Source organism: Pseudomonas sp. NPDC090208, assembly GCF_044746785.1.
Classification (GTDB): domain Bacteria; phylum Pseudomonadota; class Gammaproteobacteria; order Pseudomonadales; family Pseudomonadaceae; genus Aquipseudomonas.
Genome location: NZ_JBIVCU010000002.1, coordinates 468,058 through 491,742, shown reverse-complemented (window position 1 = coordinate 491,742; position 23,685 = coordinate 468,058). Strand labels below are relative to the sequence as shown.

The 23,685-nt window shown below is 61.6% G+C and carries 24 protein-coding genes; 13 read left to right on the top strand and 11 right to left on the bottom strand.

Translation table 11 applies throughout. The features are described from left to right. The first annotated feature begins 76 nt into the window (after positions 1 to 76). The 6 genes from ACIPL0_RS05275 to pdeM all read left to right on the top strand — a co-directional run bounded on the left by ACIPL0_RS05275 (position 77) and on the right by pdeM (position 6,755). Positions 77 to 805, top strand: coding sequence for an ABC transporter permease (locus ACIPL0_RS05275; RefSeq protein WP_400592724.1), 729 nt, complete (start codon positions 77 to 79; stop codon positions 803 to 805). Continuing rightward, positions 802 to 1,512: an ABC transporter permease gene (locus ACIPL0_RS05270; protein ID WP_400592727.1), complete on the top strand. Its 711-nt coding sequence runs from the start codon at positions 802 to 804 to the stop codon at positions 1,510 to 1,512. Before ACIPL0_RS05275 ends, ACIPL0_RS05270 begins: the two co-directional genes overlap by 4 nt. Before the next feature lie 9 nt (positions 1,513 to 1,521). Beyond that, the gene (locus ACIPL0_RS05265) at positions 1,522 to 2,640 is read left to right on the top strand and encodes a succinylglutamate desuccinylase/aspartoacylase family protein (protein ID WP_400592730.1); all 1,119 of its coding nucleotides are present in this window, start codon (positions 1,522 to 1,524) and stop codon (positions 2,638 to 2,640) included. 12 nt (positions 2,641 to 2,652) lie between these two features. Then, positions 2,653 to 3,417 carry an ABC transporter ATP-binding protein gene (locus tag ACIPL0_RS05260; RefSeq protein WP_400731317.1) on the top strand — a complete coding sequence of 255 codons (765 nt, stop codon included), beginning with the start codon at positions 2,653 to 2,655 and terminating at the stop codon, positions 3,415 to 3,417. Positions 3,418 to 3,609: 192 nt separating this feature from the next. Continuing rightward, positions 3,610 to 6,102, top strand: coding sequence for a ligase-associated DNA damage response DEXH box helicase (locus ACIPL0_RS05255; RefSeq protein ID WP_400592735.1), 2,493 nt, complete (start codon positions 3,610 to 3,612; stop codon positions 6,100 to 6,102). Next, on the top strand, positions 6,099 to 6,755 hold the full coding sequence (gene pdeM, locus ACIPL0_RS05250; RefSeq protein WP_400592738.1) for a ligase-associated DNA damage response endonuclease PdeM: 657 nt from the start codon (positions 6,099 to 6,101) through the stop codon (positions 6,753 to 6,755). The genes ACIPL0_RS05255 and pdeM overlap by 4 nt, the downstream gene beginning before the upstream one ends. Before the next feature lie 84 nt (positions 6,756 to 6,839). On the opposite strand, the gene ACIPL0_RS05245 is transcribed toward pdeM, so the two are convergent. Continuing rightward, positions 6,840 to 7,061 carry a hypothetical protein gene (locus ACIPL0_RS05245; protein ID WP_400592741.1) on the bottom strand — a complete coding sequence of 74 codons (222 nt, stop codon included), beginning with the start codon at positions 7,059 to 7,061 and terminating at the stop codon, positions 6,840 to 6,842. Positions 7,062 to 7,170: 109 nt separating this feature from the next. Beyond that, the gene (gene dcd / locus ACIPL0_RS05240; RefSeq protein ID WP_003184751.1) at positions 7,171 to 7,737 is read right to left on the bottom strand and encodes a dCTP deaminase; all 567 of its coding nucleotides are present in this window, start codon (positions 7,735 to 7,737) and stop codon (positions 7,171 to 7,173) included. Positions 7,738 to 8,049: 312 nt separating this feature from the next. Here dcd and ACIPL0_RS05235 point away from each other — a divergent pair, with 312 nt between their 5' ends. Then, positions 8,050 to 8,259, top strand: a complete 210-nt coding sequence (locus ACIPL0_RS05235) for a cold-shock protein (protein ID WP_028943495.1) — start codon at positions 8,050 to 8,052, stop codon at positions 8,257 to 8,259. Between the two features lie 60 nt (positions 8,260 to 8,319). On the opposite strand, the gene ACIPL0_RS05230 is transcribed toward ACIPL0_RS05235, so the two are convergent. From ACIPL0_RS05230 to ACIPL0_RS05200, 7 genes are all read right to left on the bottom strand, one after another. Beyond that, positions 8,320 to 9,156, bottom strand: coding sequence for a transporter (locus tag ACIPL0_RS05230; protein ID WP_400593916.1), 837 nt, complete (start codon positions 9,154 to 9,156; stop codon positions 8,320 to 8,322). 175 nt (positions 9,157 to 9,331) lie between these two features. After that, positions 9,332 to 10,393, bottom strand: coding sequence for an NADH:ubiquinone reductase (Na(+)-transporting) subunit F (locus ACIPL0_RS05225; RefSeq protein WP_400592744.1), 1,062 nt, complete (start codon positions 10,391 to 10,393; stop codon positions 9,332 to 9,334). Positions 10,394 to 10,403: 10 nt separating this feature from the next. Next, complete coding sequence (locus ACIPL0_RS05220; RefSeq protein ID WP_400592747.1) at positions 10,404 to 10,763, bottom strand: phenol hydroxylase subunit P4; 360 nt, start codon at positions 10,761 to 10,763, stop codon at positions 10,404 to 10,406. 53 nt (positions 10,764 to 10,816) lie between these two features. Then, positions 10,817 to 12,373 (bottom strand): aromatic/alkene/methane monooxygenase hydroxylase/oxygenase subunit alpha, encoded by a 1,557-nt coding sequence (locus ACIPL0_RS05215; protein ID WP_400592750.1) that lies wholly within the window; start codon positions 12,371 to 12,373, stop codon positions 10,817 to 10,819. A 35-nt stretch (positions 12,374 to 12,408) separates the two neighbouring features. After that, positions 12,409 to 12,678, bottom strand: a complete 270-nt coding sequence (locus tag ACIPL0_RS05210) for an MmoB/DmpM family protein (protein WP_400592752.1) — start codon at positions 12,676 to 12,678, stop codon at positions 12,409 to 12,411. Continuing rightward, positions 12,675 to 13,670 carry an aromatic/alkene monooxygenase hydroxylase subunit beta gene (locus tag ACIPL0_RS05205; RefSeq protein ID WP_400592754.1) on the bottom strand — a complete coding sequence of 332 codons (996 nt, stop codon included), beginning with the start codon at positions 13,668 to 13,670 and terminating at the stop codon, positions 12,675 to 12,677. The genes ACIPL0_RS05210 and ACIPL0_RS05205 overlap by 4 nt, the downstream gene beginning before the upstream one ends. Before the next feature lie 52 nt (positions 13,671 to 13,722). Continuing rightward, positions 13,723 to 13,983: a phenol hydroxylase subunit gene (locus tag ACIPL0_RS05200; protein WP_400592757.1), complete on the bottom strand. Its 261-nt coding sequence runs from the start codon at positions 13,981 to 13,983 to the stop codon at positions 13,723 to 13,725. A 412-nt stretch (positions 13,984 to 14,395) separates the two neighbouring features. Here ACIPL0_RS05200 and ACIPL0_RS05195 point away from each other — a divergent pair, with 412 nt between their 5' ends. Next, positions 14,396 to 16,099, top strand: coding sequence for a sigma 54-interacting transcriptional regulator (locus ACIPL0_RS05195; RefSeq protein WP_400592760.1), 1,704 nt, complete (start codon positions 14,396 to 14,398; stop codon positions 16,097 to 16,099). A 198-nt stretch (positions 16,100 to 16,297) separates the two neighbouring features. After that, entirely contained in the window at positions 16,298 to 17,227 is a 930-nt protein-coding gene (gene catA, locus ACIPL0_RS05190) for a catechol 1,2-dioxygenase (protein ID WP_400592762.1), read from the top strand. A gap of 45 nt (positions 17,228 to 17,272) precedes the next feature. On the opposite strand, the gene apbC is transcribed toward catA, so the two are convergent. After that, positions 17,273 to 18,367 (bottom strand): iron-sulfur cluster carrier protein ApbC, encoded by a 1,095-nt coding sequence (apbC, locus tag ACIPL0_RS05185; protein WP_400592765.1) that lies wholly within the window; start codon positions 18,365 to 18,367, stop codon positions 17,273 to 17,275. A 346-nt stretch (positions 18,368 to 18,713) separates the two neighbouring features. Between apbC and metG the strand changes: the two genes are divergently transcribed. The 4 genes from metG to ACIPL0_RS05165 all read left to right on the top strand — a co-directional run bounded on the left by metG (position 18,714) and on the right by ACIPL0_RS05165 (position 22,824). Beyond that, entirely contained in the window at positions 18,714 to 20,762 is a 2,049-nt protein-coding gene (gene metG, locus ACIPL0_RS05180; RefSeq protein WP_400592768.1) for a methionine--tRNA ligase, read from the top strand. A gap of 45 nt (positions 20,763 to 20,807) precedes the next feature. Further along, positions 20,808 to 21,836, top strand: coding sequence for an electron transport complex subunit RsxB (gene rsxB, locus ACIPL0_RS05175; RefSeq protein WP_400592771.1), 1,029 nt, complete (start codon positions 20,808 to 20,810; stop codon positions 21,834 to 21,836). 60 nt (positions 21,837 to 21,896) lie between these two features. Then, complete coding sequence (gene nth, locus ACIPL0_RS05170; protein WP_400592773.1) at positions 21,897 to 22,535, top strand: endonuclease III; 639 nt, start codon at positions 21,897 to 21,899, stop codon at positions 22,533 to 22,535. Positions 22,536 to 22,641: 106 nt separating this feature from the next. Further along, on the top strand, positions 22,642 to 22,824 hold the full coding sequence (locus ACIPL0_RS05165) for a PA3496 family putative envelope integrity protein (RefSeq protein WP_400592776.1): 183 nt from the start codon (positions 22,642 to 22,644) through the stop codon (positions 22,822 to 22,824). A 120-nt stretch (positions 22,825 to 22,944) separates the two neighbouring features. Here the strand turns inward: ACIPL0_RS05165 and ACIPL0_RS05160 are convergent, their stop codons facing one another. Further along, complete coding sequence (locus tag ACIPL0_RS05160; RefSeq protein ID WP_400592779.1) at positions 22,945 to 23,571, bottom strand: response regulator; 627 nt, start codon at positions 23,569 to 23,571, stop codon at positions 22,945 to 22,947. Between the last annotated feature and the right edge of the window lie 114 nt (positions 23,572 to 23,685).

The following is a 23,685-nucleotide window of genomic DNA, read 5'->3' as shown; positions in this document are numbered from 1 at the left end:
CGCCCGTCCACGTCAGCGGTCATCCGAATCCCCCGCTGAAGTCGATGGGCGTTTTTATTGACTGTATAGGTTGCACATGTTCGAAACTCTCCTGCAAAACCTGGGACTGTCCGCGTTCAGCCTCAAGGGCTTCGGCCCGCTGCTGATGCAAGGCACCTGGATGACCGTCAAACTGTCGGTAATGTCGCTGCTGCTGGCCATCGTGCTTGGCCTGTTCGGCGCCAGTGCCAAACTGTCGAAGACCGCGTTACTGCGCGTACCGGCGCAGGTCTACACCACGCTGATTCGCGGCGTGCCGGACCTGGTGCTGATGCTGCTGATTTTCTACAGCCTGCAAACCTGGCTGACCAGCCTCACCGAAATCATGGAATGGGATTACATCGAGATCGATCCCTTCGCCGCCGGGGTCATCACCCTGGGCTTCATTTATGGCGCCTACTTCACCGAGACCTTCCGTGGCGCGATCCTCGCCGTACCGCGCGGACAGGTGGAAGCCGCCACGGCCTACGGCCTGAGCCGCGCCCAGCGTTTCCGCTTCGTGGTGTTCCCACAGATGATGCGCTTTGCCCTGCCCGGCATCGGCAACAACTGGCAAGTGGTGCTCAAGGCCACCGCGCTGGTGTCGATCATCGGTCTGGCCGATCTGGTCAAGGCGTCTCAGGATGCCGGCAAGAGCACCTATCAACTGTTCTATTTCCTGGTACTCGCCGCGTTGATCTACCTGCTGATCACCAGCGTTTCCAACTTTGCCCTGCGCTGGGCTGAACGGCGTTACGCCGCAGGCAGCCGGGAGGCTCAACGATGATCGAACTGCTGCAAGACTACTGGCGCGCGTTTCTCTACACCGACGGCCAGAACATCACCGGCCTGGCCATGACCATGTGGCTGCTCAGCGCCTCCATCGCCATCGGCTTCATCTGCTCGATTCCGCTGTCCATCGCCCGCGTTTCACCCAATCCACTGGTGCGCTGGCCGGTGCAGTTCTACACCTACCTGTTTCGCGGCACCCCGCTCTATATCCAGCTGCTGATCTGCTACACCGGCATTTACAGCATCGCTGCGGTGCGTGAGCAACCGATGCTCGGCGCGTTCTTCCGCGATGCGATGAACTGCACCATCCTCGCCTTCGCCCTGAACACCTGCGCCTACACCACAGAAATCTTCGCCGGTGCCATCCGCAGCATGAACCACGGTGAAGTCGAAGCCGCCAAGGCCTACGGCCTGACCGGCTGGCGCCTGTACACCTACGTGATCATGCCGTCGGCCCTGCGCCGCTCGCTGCCGTACTACAGCAACGAAGTGATCCTGATGCTGCACTCGACCACCGTGGCCTTCACCGCCACCGTGCCGGACATCCTCAAGGTCGCGCGCGACGCCAACTCGGCCACCTTCCTGACCTTCCAGTCATTCGGCATCGCCGCGCTGATCTACCTGACAGTCACCTTCATACTGGTCGGCCTCTTCCGCCTTGCCGAACGCCGCTGGCTGGCCTTCCTCGGCCCGTCTCACTAGGACCCGCCCATGCGACACCAGACCCACGATCTGCTTGCCCCGGTGCCGGGCACCGCGCGGCAGATCCACAGCTTTCATTACGGCCCGGAAAACGGCGCCTGCAAGATATACATCCAGTCATCGCTGCATGCCGACGAATTGCCCGGCATGCTGGTGTCCTGGTACCTGAAACAACGCCTTGAAGAACTGGAGCGGGCCGGCCAGTTGCTCGGCGAAATCGTCGTGGTGCCGGTGGCCAACCCCGCCGGACTGGAACAGGTGCTGATGGACACCCCGCTGGGCCGCTACGAGCTGGAAAGCGGGCAAAACTTCAATCGCCATTTCGTCGACCTCGCCCAACAGGTCGGCGACGAGGTCGAGCCGCTGCTCGGCGACGACGCGAAACGCAACACCACGCTGATCCGCAACAGCCTGCGCGCCGGTTTGAAAGCGCTCGTCGCCGCCACCCAACTGGACTCGCAACGCCTGACTCTGCAGCGGCTGGCATGCGATGCCGACATGGTGCTGGATTTGCACTGCGACTTCGAATCGGTCGAACACCTGTACACCACGCCGGAAGCTTGGCCGCAGGTCGAACTGCTGTCGCGCTACATCGGCGCTCAGGCCAGCCTGCTGGCGACCGACTCCGGCGGTCAGTCGTTCGACGAGTGCTTCACGCTGGTGTGGTGGCAACTGCAGCAGCGTTTCGAAAAGCGCTTCCCGATCGAACTGGGCAGTTTTTCCGTGACCGTCGAATTGCGTGGTCAGGGCGACGTCAACCATGCCCTCGCCAGCCGCGACTGCCAGGCGATCATCAGCTACCTGATGCACTACGGCGCGATTGCCGGCGAGCCGGCCACGCCTCCCGAACTGATTTACCCGGCGACGCCACTGGCGGCGGTCGAACCGGTTGCCACGCCTGTCGGCGGCCTGCTGGTGTTCTGCACCTTGCCTGGCGAATACGTCGAAGCCGGGCAACTGATCGCAGAGATCATCGACCCGATCAGCGACACGGTGACCCCGATCCACGCGGCCAACGCCGGCCTTATGTACGCCCGCTCCTTGCGACGCATGGCAACCGCCGGCATGGTCATCGCCCATGTCGCCGGCACCGAAGCCTTCCGCAGCGGCTACTTACTTTCTCCTTAAGGATTGCCAGTCATGTACAAACTGACCATCGATGGTCTGCATAAAAGCTACGGCGACCACGAAGTGCTCAAGGGCGTCTCGCTCAAGGCCAACTTCGGTGACGTGATCTGCCTGATCGGCGCCAGCGGTTCGGGCAAGAGTACTTTCCTGCGCTGCATCAACTTTCTTGAACAACCCAACGACGGCGCGATGACCCTCGACGGCCAGCAGATCAAGATGGTCAGCGACGCCACCGGCATGCGCGTGGCCGATCCGGCCGAACTGCAGCGCATCCGCACCCGTCTGGCGATGGTGTTCCAGCACTTCAACCTGTGGAGCCACATGACCGTGCTGGAAAACATCACCATGGCCCCGCGCCGGGTGCTGGGCGTGTCCAAGGCCGAGGCCGAAGACCGCGCGCGCAAGTATCTGGAAAAAGTCGGCCTGCCGGCCCGTGTCGCCGATCAGTACCCGGCGTTCCTTTCCGGCGGTCAACAGCAGCGCGTGGCGATTGCCCGGGCGCTGGCGATGGAACCGGAAATCATGCTGTTCGACGAACCGACCTCGGCGCTCGACCCGGAGCTGGTGGGTGAAGTGCTCAAGGTGATCCAGGGCCTGGCCGAGGAAGGCCGGACCATGATTCTGGTGACCCACGAAATGGGCTTCGCCCGCAAGGTCGCGAATCAGGTGGTGTTCCTTCATCAGGGCCAGATCGAAGAAATCGGCCACCCGGACGACGTGCTGGGCAACCCGAAGAGCGAACGCCTGAAGCAGTTCCTCAGCGGCAACCTGAAATAACCGCGTATCCCTTGTAGGAGTGAGCTTGCTCGCGATTGCGTTATGTCAGGCATGCATTCGTTTCAGACAGAACGCAATCGCGAGCAAGCTCACTCCTACAAATCCGTGGTGCGATCCATTTCGCCTTAATCCCCCACAAAACTAATCCCCTCCCCTCGCGGTCTTTGACTTAACCCCCGTCAGAGCCTGCGCATGCCCAGAACCGTCAACTTTGCCCAGCGCTGGTTCGCCGCCCGTGGCTGGAAACCGTTCGCCTTTCAAAAGGAGGTTTGGGCCGCCGTGGGCCGGGGCGAGTCCGGGTTGCTGCATGCCAGCACCGGCGCCGGCAAGACCTACGCGGTATGGTTCGCCGCACTCAACCGTTTCGCCCGCCCGGCGACGTCTCCCGGCGAGGACAAACCCCACAAACGCAAACCGGCAGCGGCGCCGCTCAACGTCCTGTGGATCACGCCGATGCGCGCCCTCGCCGCGGACACCGCTCGCGCACTGGAAGCACCATTGGCGGAACTGGACATTCCCTGGACAGTCGGCCTGCGTACCGGCGACACCAACAGCAGCGAGCGGGCAAAACAAGGCCGACGCCTGCCGTCGGCGCTGATCACCACCCCGGAAAGCCTGACCTTGCTGCTGACCCGCGCCGATGCCCAGGCCACGCTGTCGACCCTGAACATGGTCGTGGTCGACGAATGGCACGAACTGATCGGCAACAAACGCGGTGTACAGCTGCAACTGGCCCTCGCCCGCCTGCGCCAGTGGAACCCGGCGCTGATTGTCTGGGGCCAGTCCGCGACTCTCGGCAATCAGCAGCATGCACAAGAGGTGCTGCTCGGCAGCGGCGGCACGGCGGTGCAGGGCAAGGTGGTCAAGGAACTGATCGTCGACACCCTGCTGCCCGCCGCCATCGAACGCTTTCCCTGGGCCGGGCACATGGGCCTGCGCATGCTGCCCCAAGTGCTGGCCGAAGTGGACACCAGCAGCAGTTGCCTGCTGTTTACCAACACCCGGGCGCAATCGGAAATCTGGTATCAGGCGCTGCTCGATGCACGACCTGACTGGGCCGGCCTGATCGCCCTGCACCATGGTTCTCTGGCGCGGGAAGTACGTGACTGGGTCGAGCGCGCCTTGAAGGAAGGCCATCTGAAAGCCGTGGTGTGTACCTCAAGCCTGGATCTGGGCGTGGACTTTCTGCCGGTCGAACGTGTGCTGCAGATCGGCTCGGCGAAAGGGGTCGCCCGCCTCATGCAGCGCGCCGGGCGCTCCGGTCACGCACCCGGACGCCCGTCGCGCATCACCCTGGTGCCGACCCACAGTCTGGAACTGGTGGAGGCGGCTGCCGCGCGGGATGCGGTCGATGCACGTTCGATCGAACCGCGCGAGTCGCCGTACAAGCCGCTGGACGTGCTGGTACAGCACCTGGTGAGCATGGCACTGGGGGGCGGCTTCCGCCCTGAACAGCTGCTGGCCGAAGTCCGCAGCGCCTGGGCCTATCGCGACCTGACGGATGAAGAATGGCAATGGGCTCTGGCGTTCGTCCGCCATGGCGGGCTGTCACTGACCGCCTACCCCGATTACCGCCGGGTCGAACCCGACGAAGACGGTGTCTGGCGGGTTCCCGATGCGCGCCTGGCGCGACGCCATCGCATGAGTGTCGGCACCATCGTCAGCGACGCCAGCATCAACGTGAAGTACTGGAGCAAAGGCGGTGGCGGCGGCTCGCTGGGCAGTGTCGAAGAAGGCTTCATTGCCCGGCTGAAACCCGGAGACGGCTTTTTGTTCAGCGGCCGGTTGCTGGAATTGGTGCGGGTGGAAAACATGACCGCCTACGTGCGCCGCGCCACCGGCAAGAAAGCCGCCGTACCACGCTGGAGCGGCGGACGCATGCCGCTGTCCAGCGAACTGGCCGACGCTGTGGTGGAAAAATTCGATGCCGCCGCCCACGGCGACTTCAGCAGCCCGGAAATGCACTGCGTCAGCCCGCTGCTGGAGGTGCAACGGCAGTGGTCGGCTCTGCCACGCAAGGACACGCTGCTGGCCGAGCAACTGAAGTCCCGCGAAGGCTGGCATCTGTTCCTTTACCCCTTCGCCGGTCGCCACGTACACCTGGGGCTGGCGAGCCTGCTGGCCTGGCGCTTGAGCCGCAACACGCCGCTGACGTTCTCCATCGCGGTCAACGACTATGGCTTTGAATTGCTCAGCGCAACGGCCATCGATTGGTCGCAGCAACTGAGCCCACAGCTGTTCAGTGAGCAGGACCTGCTGATCGATATCCTCGCCAGCCTCAATGCCGGTGAACTGGCGTTGCGCCGTTTCCGCGAGATTGCGCGGATCGCCGGGCTGGTGTTTTCCGGCTACCCCGGTGCGCCGAAGAGCAACCGCCAGTTGCAGGCCTCAAGCGGCCTGTTCTTCGAGGTATTCAGGCAATACGACGCCGACAACCTGCTGCTGACCCAGGCCGAGCAGGAAGTGCTGCGCCAGGAACTGGAAGTGAGCCGCCTGGAGCAGACCCTGCGCCGCATCAATAGCCGAACGCTGGACCTGCACGTGATCAAGCGCCCGACACCCATGGCCTTCCCGTTGCTGGTCGAACGCATGCGCGAAAGTCTGAGCACGGAAAAGCTTGCCGACCGCATCGCCCGCATGGTGCAAGATCTGGAAAGCGCCGCCGGTCCGGAGGTCAGCCCATGAGGCCCTATCTGGCGACCCGGCTGGCAGGCACCGAAATCTGGCTGCTGGCGGACAAGGCCGTCTACTACCCGGACAAGCGAGCCCTGCTGATTGCCGATGCGCATTTTGGCAAGGCCGCCGCCTATCGCCGCCTTGGCCAACCGGTGCCCCACGGCACCACCGACGACAACCTGCGGCGGCTGGATCTCTTGCTGGCGGGGCATGACGTGCAGCACCTGATCTTTCTCGGCGATTTCCTCCATGCTCCGCAATCCCATGCGCCCGCCACCCTGTCGGCCCTGACGGCCTGGCGCGAGCGACATGCCTCGCTGGACATCACCCTGATTCGCGGTAATCACGATAAGCGCGCGGGCGACCCGCCGGACTATTTACGTATCGACGTGGTGCCAGAGCCGCTGCTGCTGGGGCCGTTTGCCTTGCAGCATGAGCCGGAACCTCACGCTGACCGCCATGTGCTGGCCGGCCATGTGCATCCGGTCTATCGGTTGGTTGGCAAAGGCCGTCAGCGCCTGCGCCTGCCCTGCTTTTACCTGCAAGCGAACGTCAGCCTTCTGCCCGCCTTCGGTGCGTTTACCGGCGGATTCAGCATTCAGCGCAGGGAAGACAGTCGGATTTATGTAATCGGCGATGGCGCGGTCTGGGAGGCAAATTGACGATTTTTCCAGACAGCTGAAACGTTTGTTCCGGGCGAGTCATCGTAAGGCTGCCGGTACCGCGACACCGGCAGCCCGGCGATCTCAGGCCACGGGCGCGGGTGGCGGTTCGTCCGGCAAGGTCGGCTCGCCAGGCTCCTCAGGCTGAGGGTAATCGTTGGGGGTATCGGGCGTCGGCTGACCGGGGATACCGCCGGCGACCATGTTGTTCAGATGTGGATGCGCTAACAGCGACCAAGCCAGCAACCCGACCTGATTGTGTCCCGGGTCGGTTTCCTTGCTGCTGGGTTTAGATTGTCTCTTCATAGGGCACTCCTGAGCGTCGGCCCCACCCGCGAGGCGCAGGTGGGAACAGTTCAGTGCAATAGAGTGCCGATGTCGAGACTAATTCCGTCTCGACATGACCAACGGTGAATCAGGTGCGCGGCAGGGTCACGCCACGCTGGCCCTGGTACTTGCCGCCACGATCCTTGTAGGACACTTCGCACTCTTCGTCCGACTCAAGGAACAGCATCTGCGCCACGCCTTCGTTGGCGTAGATCTTCGCCGGCAGGGTGGTGGTGTTGGAGAATTCCAGGGTGACGTGACCTTCCCACTCCGGTTCCAGCGGGGTCACGTTGACGATGATGCCGCAGCGCGCGTAAGTGCTCTTGCCCAGGCAGATGGTCAGGACATTGCGCGGAATGCGGAAATATTCGACGGTGCGGGCCAGAGCGAACGAGTTCGGCGGGATGATGCAGACGTCGCTCTTGACGTCGACGAAGCTCTTTTCGTCGAAATTCTTCGGATCGACGGTCGCCGAGTTGATGTTGGTGAACACCTTGAATTCGTCGGCGCAGCGCACGTCGTAGCCGTAGCTGGACACCCCGAAGGAGATCAGGCGGTCAGCGCCTTCGCCACGCATCTGGCGCTCCACGAACGGCTCGATCATGCCGTGCTCTTGCGCCATGCGGCGAATCCACTTGTCCGATTTGATGCTCATGGCGGTGTCCTGAATAGCGAGGTGAAAAAGATGTCCGGCATCTTACCGGGCCGCGGCCTCCGGTTCAAAGACTGCGCACGCCGTGGCCTTGCGGCAACCGTCTGTCATCCGCCGAAATAAACGTCGAGGAAGCATTGGCACACTCCGGAAAAAGGTTTAAGGTGGCGCCACTGTGTTGCTTGTGTCACTGAGAATCTCTACACGATGTTGAATTTCGATCCAACCATCTCCATGAATTTTCCTGCTCTTTGCACTCAGTCTCGGCCAGGGCTTTTCCTGAGTCGCAGTTAACTTTGTCCAAGGAGATACACCATGTCCAATCGCCAAACCGGTACCGTCAAGTGGTTCAACGATGAAAAAGGCTTCGGCTTCATCACTCCACAATCCGGTGACGACCTGTTCGTACACTTCAAAGCCATCAAGGCTGACGGCTTCAAGAGCCTGAAAGAAGGCCAACAGGTTTCTTTCATCGCTACCCGCGGTCAGAAAGGCATGCAAGCTGAAGAAGTTGAAGTTATCTAACTTCTGCTTCATCGCTTGAAAAAACCCGCCCTCATCGGCGGGTTTTTTTATGCCTGTCAATCAGAACGGCACCGTCAGCTTCAACCAGTAAGCGTCGCCCTGAGCGCGGTTGCGCACCTGGGTTTCCGACTCCCACTTGGCGGTCAGGAACCAGCCGTCCTTGCTGGTGTATTTGACCGACGGTCCGATAGCTAACGCCCTGCCCTTGTTGTCTTCTATGGTGTGGCCGTCCTGCCGGTCGTCGGTGGTCTGGCGCAGCATGTACCCGCCCACGCCCAGCACCCAGCCATTGCCCAGCCCCCAGCCGACGGCGTAGTCGACGTGCAGTTCCTGACCGGAGCGGTAGTCAGTGTCAGGGTTCTTGCGGTTGAAGTCGTACATGACCTTGGCGTCCAGGTTCAACCCGTCCGGGTCGATGTAGGACATGGCATACACCGGTTCAAACACCCAGTAATTGCGACCGATATTGGCCAGGTCGTTGCGATCATAACGCCCGGTCGGGGCGATGAAGTCCATCGACAGGATGCTGTGAAACTTCTCGGAGTGATGAAAGCCCAGTGCCGTGCCGAAAATCACGTCACCCAGCCCCTGTTTGCTCTGGGACTGACCGTTGAGGTCAACCTTGAGATCCACCAGTGGCGCGATGACATGCATGGCGACGTTGCCGCCCAACAAGGTCTGGTCGGTGACCCAGATCAGCCTTGGCGTGATCGAGTTGGCCCTGACCCGGAAATCCACGGGCAACTTCTTGCCGTCGTTGCCGCGCAGATTGTCGGCTTCGTAATGATTGACGAACAGCTGACCATAGAACCCCGGAGGCGGCATGGCGCCGGACAGGTAGTTTTCCGCGCCCATGGGGTAGGAACTGCCACCGCCCTCCGAAGCCTGCGCCGGCATGCACAGCGCCAGCAGCGAACCGAGGGAGACAGGAATCAGCGCAGATACGATTTTTTCAGCCATCGAATTCAACCTTTTTATTGTTATGGGTCGCGTGCGTGCCGCTCCCTGGCGCTCAGGCCAGGAAGCGACATGCGGTGGATCGGTGGGGTAGATCGGTGTGGCGCAGGCGATGTCAGATCCGCTTGAACAACGCCGACCGCTGGGCCTCGCCGGCGCCATCGGCTGCGCTGTAGAAACGCTCCATGAAGATGTCGCGCTCGAACAGCCGGCCCTGCATCAGGCAGGTGATAGCGGCGTCGATCATCGGCGGCGGCCCGCACAGATAGGCTTTGTTGCCGCTGAAACGGCCGTCGAAGTGCTTCTTCGCCGCGTCATGCACATACCCGCGAAAACCTTGCCAGTCCGGGTCGTCCGCCGCCTGGCTCAACGCCGGTATGTACTGGAAGTTGGCATGCTTGCGCGCCAGTTCCTCGAACAGCTCGCGGTTGTACAGCTCGGCGCGATTGCGCGCACCCTGGAACAGCACGATGCGGCGTTGGTCATCCTGCTCCAGCAGTTCGATGATCATCGACTGCGGGCTCGACAGTCCGGAGCCGCCGGCGATGAAGATCAGATCACCGGCCTGGGAACCACGAACAAAGAACTGCCCGTATGGCCCGGAGACTTCGACGCTGTCGCCGACCTGCAACCGGTCATGAATGAAACCGGTGGCGACACCGTTTTCCACGCGGCGCACATGCAGCTCCAGTTCGTCGCCGCACGACGGCGGATTGGCCAGCGAAAACGCGCGGGTGCCGTCGATCCCCGGCAATTGCAGATTGAGGTACTGACCGGCCTGAAAGGCCATGGGCCGGTCGAGCTTGAGGTGAACACCCTTGATGGTCGGCGACAGATCGACGATGCGGCTGACCACGGCCTGATAGTCGGTCACCGGATAGCCACGGAAGTCCGCATCGACGTCGATGTCGGCCTCGATGACCATGTCGCTCTGCGGGATTGCGCAACAGGCCAGCACCTTGCCTTCATCGCGCTCCATGTCCATCAGGGCAAAAGACGACGCCGCGCCGAGGTCGGCCTCGCCTTCCAGCACCTGGACCTTGCAGGTCGCGCAGGTGCCATGACCGCAGGCGAACGGTAGCCATACACCCTGACGCAGGGCCGCCTGGAGAATGGTCTGCCCTTCTTCGACTTCGATCTGCTCGCCGGTCGGCTCGATGGTGACGTGATAACTCATGGCGACCTCCTCAGTTGCCGCTGCCGGCCAGGCCATTCAGACCGGGGGTCGACAGGTGCAGCAGGCTTTTGTGGGCAATGCCGTTGGCACTCAGGCTTGCGTGTGGATCAGGCATGAACGGCTGGTCATTCAGACGCCATTGCGCTTGAGCGAAGTCCACCCGGGCAGCATCGGGATGCTGCGCAATGGCCGGTTTCAGCACCTGTTCGACAAAGTCGGCGAAGCCCAGCTGGGGCGGCAACGGGAAGGTGAACGGCGCGCAGAACATCAAGTGATTTTCCCAGCACAGATACACCAATTGCGCGCCGTGGAAGTGGTGCTGCAAGTCGAGGGGTTCGGCGTGATAACGGCCGATGGCGGTCACGGACATGATTGCTGTTCCTTATTCTTGCGTGAGGGCGGGCGAACGGCACCCGCCAGGCTTCAACTGGCCTTGCGTGGCAGATCGCCGCTGGCGTCGGCGTCGGCAGGCGCGCCCTTGGCGTCGGGGTGCCATTGCTGCCAGCGGCGGTGCTCCGGCGAGCCGTGGTACTCGAAATTGTCCTGGCCGGACTGAATGTTGTAGTAATCGCGCACCACCGACTCGACGTCACCGCCGCCACAATTGCCCTGCAGGATCTGATGCACCGGCAGCCACGCCTGCACGTACTTCATCGGTTCATGACTGAAGATGTCGCAGCAACCGTCGGAGCAGAAGTGATAGCGCTCGCCCTCATGTTCGACGCTGCGATGGCTGAGGGTGGTCGGATCATCCGGTTCGGTGAACGACAGCGGGATCTGGCAGATCTGGCACAGCATCGGCAGCGTCGGGTTGTAGAAGCGCTCGCCCTTTTCCTGCAACGCGCGCCAGTGCTCGTAACGTGGCCGGTAGATCTTGTCGAAGCTGTCCGGGTACTTGGCCGACAGCCAGTCCAGCTCTTCGTCAGTGGGCATCCAGGTGTGGAAGTTGGTGGCCTGGCTGTACTGATAGAAGATCGACCAGGCCTGATGGGAGATGTGCTCTTTGCCAATATTGGCCTGTTCGACGTACTTGGGCGGACGAATACCGTAGCGCTCAAGATCCTTGAACAGCGCGCCGCCGGCCTGCTCGAAATAGACTTCCCAGGCCTCCGCCCAGGACATCACTTTGTTCGGCAGCATGTAGTCCATCATCATCCCGACCAGGGTCAGCAGCCGGTAGCCGCGCCAGAACCATTTGTCGATCCAGCGCTGGATGATCGGCACGTTGTCTTCGTGCTGCTCCAGCAGGAATTTGATGACTTCCAGCCCCAGGGTCATGTGCCGCGCTTCGTCCGACTGCGCCGAGAAGCCGAAGGTGACGGTCGCCATGTCGCCGTTGTAGGCCGCGCCGGACATGAACGGCACGAACAGCAGGTTGGTCAGCACGTATTCGAAGGAAAACGAAATCGCCGTGAGGAACTCGAAGGGGCCGGCGGTACGGGCATCCTCGAAGAACGACTTGGGCACGGACAGGAACCACACCCGGTCGTGCATGTGGGCAAAGTCGTGCAGGCCGTTGAAGTGCTTGTTGTAGTGGCTCATGGCGTGGATCTGCGTCTGCACATGGCGCAGTTCGTCGATCGCCTGCATCTGGCAGGCCACCCGCGCGCCAGTGCCGCCGAAGTGCCGCCCCACCCGGGCAAAACCCTGGTAGGCCTGATATTCCAGCGGGGTCACGCCGGACAGGAACAGCTTCAAGGCATTGACGTAGCGCGCGTCAGAAATGTGGGTATGGCCGTTGTTCTGCGAGAAGGCATCGAAGATCGCATAGAGCTTCTTCTCTTTCTCCGCCTGGTATTTCCAGTAGGCGTCCATGGTCAGGCGGAACGGGTCTTCCCACTTGTCCCAGTCGGTGATCTTGATGCCCTCGAAACGCTCGTAGGGGAAGATGTCTTCCTTGCGCTGATAGCTCGGCTCCCAGCCCAGATCGCGGGTCAGGCAGCGGTATTTTTCTTTCTGGTTCAGGCGTTTGGCGGCCATGGTCGTCTCCGGTTCTTGTTGTGATGGGGCGCGGCTCAGTTCCAGTGCAGGACGAAGCTGTCGTCGTCTTCCTCGACGTTGCCGCCGAGGGTAATCACGTCGATCAGCATTTCCTGCACGTCCCAGGTGCGCCCGAGCTTCTCCTCGACCGTCGCGCGATGGATCTCCAGGCGCTGTTCTGCCTGTACACGGATCATCGCCGGCTGATGCTGGACCTGCGCATGGGGGTTGTCCTGGGTGATGGCGTCGACGATGTAGCGCGCGCTGTCGTTGTCCTGAAAGGCGATGTAAACGAGGGAATTCATGGGGCTGCTCCGGTCAGGCCGATCTTCTTCAAGCGCGCGGCAAACTGTTGGTCGACGGCGTCCAGCGCCTCGGCCCCGAGGCCGATCCCGGTCAGCGGCGCCAGCGCTTGCAGCGCCCGACCGCGCCAGTGGCCGACCCATGTTTCGATCAGGCCATGGTTGGCCGCGCTTTCACCGGCGCCCGTCTTGACCAGCGCATCGACCCAGCGCTGGCTCTCGGCGAACCACAGGCGCATGAACTCGGTAAGCATGCCCACCTGCCCTGCGCCGGCAGCACTGAGTTGGTCGTCGAAGGTGTGGAACAGCAGCGGATACACCAGGCCATCGCTGACCAGGTTCTGCGCCAGGGTCAGCTCGAACCAGTCGCCGATCACCAGCGTGTCTTCGACATAACGGCGCACGCCCTGCCAGGCCGGATCGTCCAGCCACTGCTGCTTGGCCGTCGCCAGCAGCGCCAGTCCGTCGTCTTCCAGCATCAGGCCGATGCGCGACAGGTACTGCGCGATGGCCAGACGGTCCATGGCGGCGAACATGTGCATCTGGGTCAGGCTGGTGCCGAAACCGTCGGCGGCGATGCCGCTGTTGTTCATGTTGGCGCCCAGCTCGGCATGGCGCAGTGGCAGCAGCAGGCGGGCAATCCGGGTGCGCTGCGCGGGGTCGAGGGTCGCCAGCAGGTTGCGCTTTTCGCAGAAGGCGAAATCGTGTTCGGCGTTCTCCTGCATCTTCGCCCGGGCCTGCACATAGGCGCCGTAGTAGAACTGCCGCGGGTCGCTGATCGCGCCCCAGTCGGCCATCACCACTGCAGTGCGGCTGGCGTCATTGAGCAGTTTTTCCGGCTGCCACAGCGGCCGGTAGTGAAAGTTGGTCGCCGATTCGATATCGAAACTGGCTTCCTGATAGCGGCTGGCAGGTTTGTCGCCGAAACGTCGGCGGGTGTGGCTGAACGTGTGCCGGATCGGCTCCACGGTCGCGGTCTTGATCTCGATGCTCATGACGAAGTCCTGTTGTTTTTATCGGTGACGTCGGGGGTTTTGCCGGTGGCGCTCAGTGTCCGGTCGGCTCGTGGCTTTCGCCGTAGCGCCACTTGCGCATGTCGTCGTCGACGGCCTGGGCCATCGCTGCGTCCATGTGCTGCACGTTGTTGTGTTCGCAGAACAGCGCGAAGGCCCGACGTGGCAGGACCAGTTCGACGAACAGCTCCGGATAGCCAATGGCGAAATCGAATTCGACGAAGGCGGCGTCCGCATCGCTGCGAACACGCACATAGCGCTGCATCTGATCGAAGGTGTTGCCGGTGTGATTCATGTTCGGCGGCTCCAGTTGGGACGTGCCCGGTTGGGGGCAACAGGTCCTGAGCAATCGCTGTGCCAGCCTGCGCCAACGCAACAAAACAACTCAATAAATCCATTATTATTCATACAGTTACGAACAATTTACGCTCTAACCCAAAGCGCTCCGCCGAGCATCTTCAGCCGCTGCGCCAGCCGCTGAATTGAGCATTTGATCAATCGGGAAAGGGCCAATCACGCAAATGACCAATCGATGGGGAGATTGACTTTTTCTGCGCTTTCAGGCCGCTTAGAAAAAGACAGGAGCGCCTCGCGGGGGACAAAAACCGCAGGTCGCAAGGTCGTGTCACACCCCCGCCATGGCCTGAGCGGGACACGACCCACAGCCTGACGCCACCCCACACAATTACAAATCAGGGGCGTACCGCATGATGACCACGTACAAAGCGTCGCAGCCTGTGCCGGCGCTCAAGGACCTGACCGACCAGGTCCGCTTCCATGGCAGCCAGGGCAAGATCTGGCTGGACGAACAGCGCATGCTGCTGGTCCAGGTGTCGATGATGGCGTCCTGTCGACGCGAGTTGATCGAAATGCTCGGCGTCGAACGGGCCAAGGGCTTCTTCCTGCGCCTGGGTTATCAGTCCGGACTCAAGGACGCCGAACTGGCGCGCAAGCTGCGCCCCAACGGCAGCGACGTAGAGATGTTCTTCACCGGGCCGCAGCTGCACTCGCTCAAGGGCATGGTCAACGTCCTGCCGCAGACCATCGACATCGATCTGGACAACGGCCACTTCTACGCCGAGATCGAATGGCAGGACTCCTTCGAGGTGGAGAACTGCTCCGCCGAACACCTGCACTCCGACCAACCGGTGTGCTGGATGCTGCTGGGTTATGCGATCAGCTACAGCTCGTTCTTTCTGGGTCGGCAGATTCTCTACAAGGAAGTCAGCTGCCGTGGTTGCGGCGACGCGCACTGCCGGATCGTCGGCAAACCCGCCGAGCAGTGGGAGGACGCCGAAGCGTTCATGCGCTACTTCCAGAGCGACCCGATCATTGATGAGCTGCAGGTCTTGCAGGTCCAGGTGGCCAACATGCGCCAGCGCCTGCAGCAGGAGGCCGGGCAGTTCTACGGTATCGGTCAGTCGGCGGTCTATCGCAAGACCTGCACGCTGATCGACAAGGTCGCCCCCGGCAAGGCGTCGGTGCTGCTGTTGGGCGAGACCGGGGTCGGCAAGGAAGTCATCGCCCGCAGCCTGCACTTGCGCAGTGAGCGCGCCGGCGGGCCTTTCGTCGCGCTCAACTGCGCGGCGATCCCGCCGGACCTGATCGAAGCCGAGTTGTTCGGCGTGGAAAAAGGCGCCTACACCGGCGCTCAGCAGTCACGCATGGGCCGTTTCGAACGGGCGCACAACGGTACGCTGTTTCTCGATGAGATCGTCGAGCTCACAGCTCGCGCCCAGGCATCGCTGCTGCGAGTGCTGCAAGAGCAGGAGCTGGAGCGGGTCGGCGACTCACAGACCCGCCGCGTCAACGTCCGGGTCATTGCCGCCACCCATGAAAACCTTGAAGACGCGGTCAAGGCCGGGCGATTCCGCGCCGACCTGTTTTATCGTCTGAATGTGTTTCCGGTAAAGATTCCAGCGCTGCGTGAACGCCACGAGGACATCCCGCTGCTGATCGAACACTTCCTCGACAAGCTCCACGCCAGCTACGGCAAGAAAACCCTCGGCCTTTCCGACCGCGCCTTGCAGGCATGTCTGCAATACGACTGGCCGGGCAATATCCGCGAACTGGAGAACCTCATGGAGCGCGGGGTGATCATCACCGATGTGAACCAGAGCATCGCCATCGATTCGCTGTTTCCCCACGAAGAGGCACTGCCACAAAGCGTCGGGCTGACCAGCGACGGGCGCCTGGCAGAAAAATCCGGCGGGCAGTCCCAGCCATGGATCGAGCAGATTTTCGACGGCGGCATCAGCCTCGCCTCGGTGGAGGATGCGCTGATGCAGGCGGCGCTGGATCGCAGCCAGCAAAACGTCTCGGAGGCCGCGCGCCTGCTGGGCATGACCCGACCGGCACTGGCTTACCGTTTGAAGAAGGGCCCCGCCGAAGAGACCCGGGGCGGCGTTTGATCATTTGCGCAATGGCGCAGGCGAGCATTGATGATCTGGACAATCGTCACCCGCCAAGCCTCATCGCAAAATGTATTTTTATCCTTTAAAAACAGATAGTTAAAAAATATTCACGGTTTGGCACCGCCCTTGCTCTGCTGTTCGGCGAGGCGGGCAAGGGTTTGCCCGCGCACAAAAACAACAAGACGAGAGACGTTCATGGCCGTGAAAATTTCCGATACGACAGCCGTCCGGCATTTCCTTGAAGAAGCCAGCGGGCTGCACAACGACGCCGGCAATCCGCGACTCAAGGCGTTGATCAAGCGCATTCTCGAAGACAGCGTACGGCTGATCGAGGACATGCAGGTCAGCCCGGAAGAGTTCTGGACGGCGGTCAATTACCTGAACGTGCTGGGCGCACGGAGTGAAGCCGGGCTGCTGGCCGCCGGGCTGGGCCTGGAACACTACCTGGACCTGCTGCTCGACGCGCAGGACGCGGCGGACGGCGTCAGCGGCGGTACGCCACGCACCATCGAAGGCCCGCTGTACGTCGCCGGCGCTCCGCTGAGCCAGTACATCGCCCGGCTGGACGACGGCCTGGACCCCGGCACCGTGCTGTTCATGCAGGGCCGCGTGCTGGACAGTGCAGGCAAGCCGTTGGCCGGCGCCATCGTCGACGTGTGGCACGCCAATACCCAAGGCAATTATTCGTATTTCGACAGCAGCCAGTCGGCATTCAACTTGCGTCGCCGCATCGAAACCGACGCCGATGGCCGCTACCAACTGCGCAGCATCGTACCCAGCGGTTACGGCTGCCCACCTGACGGGCCGACCCAGCAATTGCTGGACGCCATCGGTCGCCACGGTCAGCGCCCGGCGCACATCCACTTTTTCATCAGCGCACCGGGTTACCGGCACCTGACCACCCAGATCAATCTGGCGGGCGACCAATACCTGCATGATGATTTTGCTTATGCGACCCGCGACGAACTGATCGCCGAGATCCGTTTCCACGATGATCCGGCCGCTTGCGAAGCCCGGGGCGTCAATCAGCGTTTCGCGCAGATCGACTTCGATTTCACCCTGCTGCCAAGCCAGTCGAAGGAAGAAGAGGCTCGCCGCCTGCGCCTGCGGGCGCTGGAGGCGTAGAAATCAGGCCGTTCCCGCACGGAGCTGTGCGGGAACGGCCTGCGATCAGTCGTCGCTGACGCTGATGTTCGGCATCGCCGGCGATGCGGCTTCCTGCAGAACGATGCGCGCGCCGACGTGGCGGGCCAGTTCCTGATAGATCATGGCGATCTGGCTTTCCGGTTCGGCGATGGTCGTTGGCTTGCCGCCATCGGCCTGCTCGCGGATCAGCATCGACAGCGGCAGCGAGGCCAGCAGTTCGACACCGTATTGCGAAGCGAGCTTCTCGCCACCGCCTTCACCGAACAGATGCTCGGCATGGCCGCAGTTCGAGCAGATATGCACCGCCATGTTTTCCACGACGCCGAGCACCGGGATGTTGACCTTGCGGAACATTTCCACACCTTTCTTGGCGTCCAGCAGCGCCAGATCCTGCGGCGTGGTGACGATGACGGCACCGGCCACCGGGACTTTCTGCGCCAGGGTCAGCTGGATGTCGCCGGTGCCGGGCGGCATGTCGATGACCAGATAATCCAGATCGTTCCAGGCAGTCTGGGTGATCAGTTGCAGCAACGCGCCGGATACCATCGGCCCGCGCCAGACCATCGGCGTGTTGTCGTCGGTGAGGAACGCCATGGACATCACTTCGATGCCGTGAGCCTCGATCGGCACGAACCACTTCTGATCCTTGACCTTGGGCCGGGTGCCTTCCGCGATACCGAACATCACGCCCTGGCTCGGGCCGTAGATGTCGGCGTCGAGGATCCCCACCCGCGCGCCTTCGCGAGACAGCGCCAGCGCCAGGTTGGCCGCCGTGGTGGACTTGCCGACCCCGCCCTTGCCGGACGCGACCGCGACGATGTTCTTGACGTTGGCCAAGCCCGGCACCTGCCCCTGGGCCTTATGCGCAGTAATGACAGTGGCGACCTGCACCTTGGCCGAGGTCACGCCGTCCAGGCCCTCGATAGCCATCTGCAGCATCTGCGCCCAGCCGTTCTTGAACAGATCGGCGGCGTAACCCAGCTCCAGTTGCACGCTGACGCGCTCACCGTCGATATCGATGGCACGCACACAACCGGCACTGACCGGGTCTTGGTTCAAATAGGGATCGGTATATTGGCGAAGGACGGCTTCCACCGCTGCGCGAGTTACAGCGCTCATGGGTCACTCCCGAGAAAAGACTGAGCAAAACAGGCGGCTATCCTACCGCGTCTGTCGGACAAGCGGGGGGCTGGATTTCACCCCGAATCTGTAGGAGCTGGCTTGCCCTGCGAGCGGCGGGGAACCCGTCGTAAAACCTGTGCATGCGGTGCACCTGACACACCGGGCCGTCCGGATTTACGACGACTTCGTCGCCGCTCGCAGGGCAAACCAGCTCCTACAGGTCTTGCATCGGACAGGTATTGCTGTTTTGTCCTGCCAGCCGCTGCTCATCTGCGGGATGAAAAAAAACCGCCGGAGCTTTATAGTGGCCGACCTCCGTTTCACTTCAAAGTAGCCGAGCCCCATGTCCGAGCCACGCAAGATCCTCGTCACCAGCGCCCTGCCCTATGCCAATGGTTCCATCCACCTTGGCCACATGCTCGAGTACATCCAGACCGACATGTGGGTGCGTTTCCAGAAGCACCGCGGCAATCAGTGCATCTATGTGTGTGCGGACGATGCCCACGGTTCGGCGATCATGCTGCGCGCGGAGAAGGAAGGCATCACCCCGGAACAACTGATCGCCAACGTCCAGGCCGAACACAGCGCCGACTTTGCCGACTTCCTGGTGGACTTCGACAACTTCCATTCGACCCACGCCGAAGAAAACCGTGAGCTGTCGAGCCTGATCTACACCCGTCTGCGTGATGCCGGGCATATCGCCACGCGTTCGGTGACCCAGTATTTCGACCCGGAAAAGAAAATGTTCCTGGCCGACCGCTTCATCAAGGGCACCTGCCCGAAATGCGGCACTGAAGACCAGTACGGCGACAACTGCGAAAAATGCGGCGCCACCTATGCACCGACCGACCTGAAAGACCCGAAATCGGCAATTTCCGGTGCTACCCCAGTGCTCAAGGATTCCAAGCATTTCTTCTTCGACCTGCCGGCCTTCGACGCCATGCTCAAAGGCTGGACCCGCAGCGGCACCCTGCAAGACGCCGTCGCGAACAAGATCGCCGAATGGCTGGATTCCGGCCTGCAACAGTGGGACATCTCCCGCGATGCGCCGTATTTCGGCTTCGAAATCCCTGACGAGCCGGGCAAGTACTTCTACGTCTGGCTGGACGCGCCGATCGGCTACATGGCCAGCTTCAAGAACCTCTGCGCCCGTCGCCCGGAACTGGATTTCGATGCGTTCTGGAACAAGGATTCCAGCACCGAGCTGTACCACTTCATCGGCAAGGACATCGTCAACTTCCACGCCCTGTTCTGGCCGGCGATGCTCGAAGGCTCGGGCTTCCGCAAACCGAGCGGCATCAACGTCCACGGCTACCTGACCGTCAACGGCCAGAAAATGTCGAAGTCCCGTGGCACCTTCATCAAGGCGCGGACCTACCTTGAGCACCTGTCGCCGGAATACCTGCGCTACTACTACGCTGCCAAGCTGAGCCGTGGTGTCGACGACCTCGACCTGAACCTCGAAGACTTCGTGCAGAAGGTCAACTCCGACCTGATCGGCAAGGTGGTCAACATCGCCAGCCGCTGCGCCGGCTTCATCCATAAGGGCAACGCTGGCGTGCTGGTTGCCGGCAACGCCGCGCCGGAATTGACCGACGCCTTCCTCGCCGCCGCGCCGAGCATCGCCGAAGCCTATGAAGGCCGCGACTTTGCCCGCGCCATGCGTGAAATCATGGCCCTGGCCGACCGCGCCAACGCCTGGATCGCCGACAAGGCACCGTGGTCGCTGGCCAAGCAGGAAGGCAAACAGGACGAAGTCCAGGCGATCTGCGCGCTGGGCGTCAACCTGTTCCGTCAACTGGTGATCTTCCTCAAGCCGGTGCTGCCGAACCTGGCCGCCGATGCCGAACAGTTCCTCAATGTCGCGCCGCTGACCTGGGACGACCACCTGACCCTGCTCGGCAACCATCAGTTGAATCCGTTCCGGGCCCTGATGACCCGTATCGACCCGGCCAAAGTGGAAGCCATGACCAACGCCTCGAAAGAAGACCTGGCTGCCAGCGCCACCGATACCGGCGCCGCACCACAGGGCAATGGCGAACTGGCCAAGGATCCGCTGTCGCCGGAAATCGAGTTCGACGCCTTTGCCGCCATCGACCTGCGCGTGGCGCTGATCGAAAAGGCCGAGCACGTCGAAGGTGCCGACAAGCTGCTGCGCCTGACCCTGGACATCGGTGACGAGAAGCGCAACGTGTTCTCCGGCATCAAGAGCGCGTACCCGAACCCGGCGGAGCTGGAAGGCCGTCTGACCATGATGATCGCCAACCTCAAACCACGGAAAATGCGCTTCGGGATCTCCGAAGGCATGGTGATGGCCGCCGGCCCCGGCGGTGAAGAAATCTACCTGCTCAGCCCTGACAGCGGCGCCAAGCCGGGCCAGCGCATCAAGTAAACGTGTTGGCCGACGCTCCTTGTGGGGCGTCGGCCGGATCAAAGCATGACCCTCATCCAACGTATCGACGCACTGCTGCCGCAAACCCAATGCGGCAAGTGCGGCCATGCCGGCTGCAAGCCGTACGCCGAAGGCATTGCCGGCGGCGAAGCCATCAACAAATGCCCGCCAGGTAGCGATGAAACCATCGCAGCGTTGGCGCGCCTGCTGAACGTAGTGGCCTTGCCACTGGACACCGAACGCGGCACCGCCCCGCCACAAGTCGCCTTCATCCGCGAAGCCGAATGCATCGGCTGCACCAAATGCATTCAAGCCTGCCCGGTCGACGCCATTGTCGGCGCCGCCAAGCTCATGCACACCGTGATCGCCGATGAATGCACTGGCTGCGACCTGTGTATTGCGCCTTGCCCGGTCGATTGCATTGACATGTTGCCCCTGCCTCCGACAGTGGTGCCCATCGTGGCCGGAATGACACTCGACGACTCACAGCGAGCAGCTCGTTCCGCAAGACGCGACCACGCCAGACAACGTTTCGAAGCACGCAACGCCCGCCTGCAACGTGAGGAACAGCAACGCCAGGCCAGCCGTCTGTCGCGTCAACAGCGCCCTGCAATCGAGACCGCCACGCCGGTGGATCCGGTACAGGCTGCGCTGGCGCGGGTACGTGAGCAGAAAGCCGCCGACTCCGACGCGGGCCTGAAACAGGCACGGGTCAATGTCACCATGACCCGCGCCCAGTTGAATCGCTCGCTCAAGGCATTCGGCCATCCGCCAACGGCAGAGCAGGCTGCGCAACTGGCCCAGTTGCAGAACGAATTCGAGAAAGCCGAACAGGCACTCGCCGCGCTGCAAAACCAGGCGCCAGACACGGCTACGGCCACACCTGCCAGTACGTCGGCCCCGTTCGACAAGGCGGCGTTCAACCGGGCGAAAATCCAGCTGGCGATGCGCCGTGCAGCGCTGAACAAGGCCCAGGCGAACGACGCGAGCCCCGAGCAGATCACCACGCTGACTGCCGAAGTCGCTGAAGCCGAACAGACCCTGAAAGCGCTTGAATTGGCGGCAAACACCTGACATACAAGCGACCGGAGCCGTGAGACTCGACCCGACCGTCTTGAAGGAAAAGCACACCTCATGAATGCAGCAAAACGTCTGGAGATTTTTCGTCGCCTTCACGAGGACAATCCTGATCCAAAGACCGAGTTGTCTTACAGCAACCCTTTCGAGTTGTTGATTGCGGTCATCCTGTCCGCTCAGGCCACCGACGTCAGCGTCAACAAGGCCACTGCCCGCCTCTACCCGGTTGCCAACACGCCCCAGGCCATCTACGACCTGGGTGTGGAAGGCCTGTCGGAGTACATCAAGACCATCGGCCTGTACAACAGCAAGGCGAAAAACGTCATCGAGACCTGCCGCCTGCTGGTGGAACTACACGGCGGCGAGGTTCCGCAGACCCGCGAAGCCCTCGAAGCGCTGCCAGGTGTAGGACGCAAAACCGCCAACGTCGTGCTCAACACGGCATTCCGCCAACTGGCGATGGCGGTCGATACCCACATCTTCCGGGTCAGCAACCGGACAGGAATTGCCCCGGGCAAGAACGTGGTGGAAGTGGAAAACAAGCTGATGAAGTTTGTGCCCAAGGACTATCTGCTCGATGCGCATCACTGGCTGATTCTGCACGGACGCTACGTCTGCATCGCCCGCAAGCCCCGCTGCGGTAGCTGCCGAATAGAAGACTTGTGCGAATACAAGCAGAAAACCTCTGACGATTGAGCAATAGATATTTTTCGATCCGATCGATTGAAAAAATCTTTTTTACCCCATCGAAGTTTGTCGCTATAAGGTGCGCCAATGACAGCCTAAGTCTGGAGTCAACTGTATGAGCACTGACAAAGAGCAGATGGACGTTGATGATGATTTCGTCAGCGGAGACTCTGATGAAGCCGCACAAGTGCCTGTAGAAACCGCCAAGACCAATTTGAGCAAGCGCCGCACCATCGACAACCTGCTGGAAGAACGCCGCCTGCAGAAGCAATTGGCAGATTACGACTTCGACCTGTAATCCCCAAATGAACGGTTCGAAGCCTCTCGATAACCTGAGAGGCTTCAGCCTGTAGATTCGAACCCATCGCGGACGCCCATAAAGCAAAATCCCCGCTGCGATAGCGTCCCCGTCCCTTCTCTAGACCAATCCGTTACGCTGTGCCAGCTCGATCAGATCCACCAGCGAGTGGGCATTGAGTTTCAGCAACAGCCGCGTCTTGTAAGTACTGACGGTCTTGTTGCTGAGAAACATGCTGTCCGCGATCTCCTTGTTCGTCTTGCCTCGCGCAAGCTGCTGCAACACCATCATTTCGCGCCCGGACAGACGGTCCACCATCTCCGCTTCGCTGGCATTACCCAGGCTGGAACGCACCGTATGCAACGCCTGATTGGGAAAATAGCTGTACCCGGACAGAACGGCCTTGATGGCACTCAATAGCTCGGTAAGGTCCTGCTGCTTGCAGACATACCCCGCAGCGCCGGCTTGCATGCACCTCATCGAGAAATGCCCTGGCGCCTGGGAAGTCAGGATCAGTACCCTGAAAGGCAAGGTCATCGCCGACAGACGGGCAATGACCTCAAGGCCGTCCAGCTTCGGGATACCGATGTCCAGAATGACAATGTCCGGGAGATGCTCGCGGGCCAGCTGCAATGCATCCACGCCATTATCCGTTTCGGCGACGACCTCATAGCCATGGCGCTCCATCAACATGCGTACGGCGAGCCGAATGACAGGGTGATCATCCACGATCAACACTTTATTCATGAGCAGTCCAATTTTTTACTGTTCGAATTTCAGAGCCCGCACAATAGCTTAGTCGTTTAGTGCTTTGCATGGCGCTCCTCCCTATGGACTAGCAGGCAAAGACCTTTCCCACTT

Coding starts and splice junctions, on each gene's coding strand:
- ACIPL0_RS05275 (WP_400592724.1), top strand. CDS start 77: ATGTTCGAAACTCTCCTGCAAAACCTGGGACTGTCCGCGTTCAGCCTC.
- ACIPL0_RS05270 (WP_400592727.1), top strand. CDS start 802: ATGATCGAACTGCTGCAAGACTACTGGCGCGCGTTTCTCTACACCGAC.
- ACIPL0_RS05265 (WP_400592730.1), top strand. CDS start 1,522: ATGCGACACCAGACCCACGATCTGCTTGCCCCGGTGCCGGGCACCGCG.
- ACIPL0_RS05260 (WP_400731317.1), top strand. CDS start 2,653: ATGTACAAACTGACCATCGATGGTCTGCATAAAAGCTACGGCGACCAC.
- ACIPL0_RS05255 (WP_400592735.1), top strand. CDS start 3,610: ATGCCCAGAACCGTCAACTTTGCCCAGCGCTGGTTCGCCGCCCGTGGC.
- pdeM (WP_400592738.1), top strand. CDS start 6,099: ATGAGGCCCTATCTGGCGACCCGGCTGGCAGGCACCGAAATCTGGCTG.
- ACIPL0_RS05245 (WP_400592741.1), bottom strand. CDS start 7,061: ATGAAGAGACAATCTAAACCCAGCAGCAAGGAAACCGACCCGGGACAC.
- dcd (WP_003184751.1), bottom strand. CDS start 7,737: ATGAGCATCAAATCGGACAAGTGGATTCGCCGCATGGCGCAAGAGCAC.
- ACIPL0_RS05235 (WP_028943495.1), top strand. CDS start 8,050: ATGTCCAATCGCCAAACCGGTACCGTCAAGTGGTTCAACGATGAAAAA.
- ACIPL0_RS05230 (WP_400593916.1), bottom strand. CDS start 9,156: ATGCCGGCGCAGGCTTCGGAGGGCGGTGGCAGTTCCTACCCCATGGGC.
- ACIPL0_RS05225 (WP_400592744.1), bottom strand. CDS start 10,393: ATGAGTTATCACGTCACCATCGAGCCGACCGGCGAGCAGATCGAAGTC.
- ACIPL0_RS05220 (WP_400592747.1), bottom strand. CDS start 10,763: ATGTCCGTGACCGCCATCGGCCGTTATCACGCCGAACCCCTCGACTTG.
- ACIPL0_RS05215 (WP_400592750.1), bottom strand. CDS start 12,373: ATGGCCGCCAAACGCCTGAACCAGAAAGAAAAATACCGCTGCCTGACC.
- ACIPL0_RS05210 (WP_400592752.1), bottom strand. CDS start 12,678: ATGAATTCCCTCGTTTACATCGCCTTTCAGGACAACGACAGCGCGCGC.
- ACIPL0_RS05205 (WP_400592754.1), bottom strand. CDS start 13,670: ATGAGCATCGAGATCAAGACCGCGACCGTGGAGCCGATCCGGCACACG.
- ACIPL0_RS05200 (WP_400592757.1), bottom strand. CDS start 13,983: ATGAATCACACCGGCAACACCTTCGATCAGATGCAGCGCTATGTGCGT.
- ACIPL0_RS05195 (WP_400592760.1), top strand. CDS start 14,396: ATGATGACCACGTACAAAGCGTCGCAGCCTGTGCCGGCGCTCAAGGAC.
- catA (WP_400592762.1), top strand. CDS start 16,298: ATGGCCGTGAAAATTTCCGATACGACAGCCGTCCGGCATTTCCTTGAA.
- apbC (WP_400592765.1), bottom strand. CDS start 18,367: ATGAGCGCTGTAACTCGCGCAGCGGTGGAAGCCGTCCTTCGCCAATAT.
- metG (WP_400592768.1), top strand. CDS start 18,714: ATGTCCGAGCCACGCAAGATCCTCGTCACCAGCGCCCTGCCCTATGCC.
- rsxB (WP_400592771.1), top strand. CDS start 20,808: ATGACCCTCATCCAACGTATCGACGCACTGCTGCCGCAAACCCAATGC.
- nth (WP_400592773.1), top strand. CDS start 21,897: ATGAATGCAGCAAAACGTCTGGAGATTTTTCGTCGCCTTCACGAGGAC.
- ACIPL0_RS05165 (WP_400592776.1), top strand. CDS start 22,642: ATGAGCACTGACAAAGAGCAGATGGACGTTGATGATGATTTCGTCAGC.
- ACIPL0_RS05160 (WP_400592779.1), bottom strand. CDS start 23,571: ATGAATAAAGTGTTGATCGTGGATGATCACCCTGTCATTCGGCTCGCC.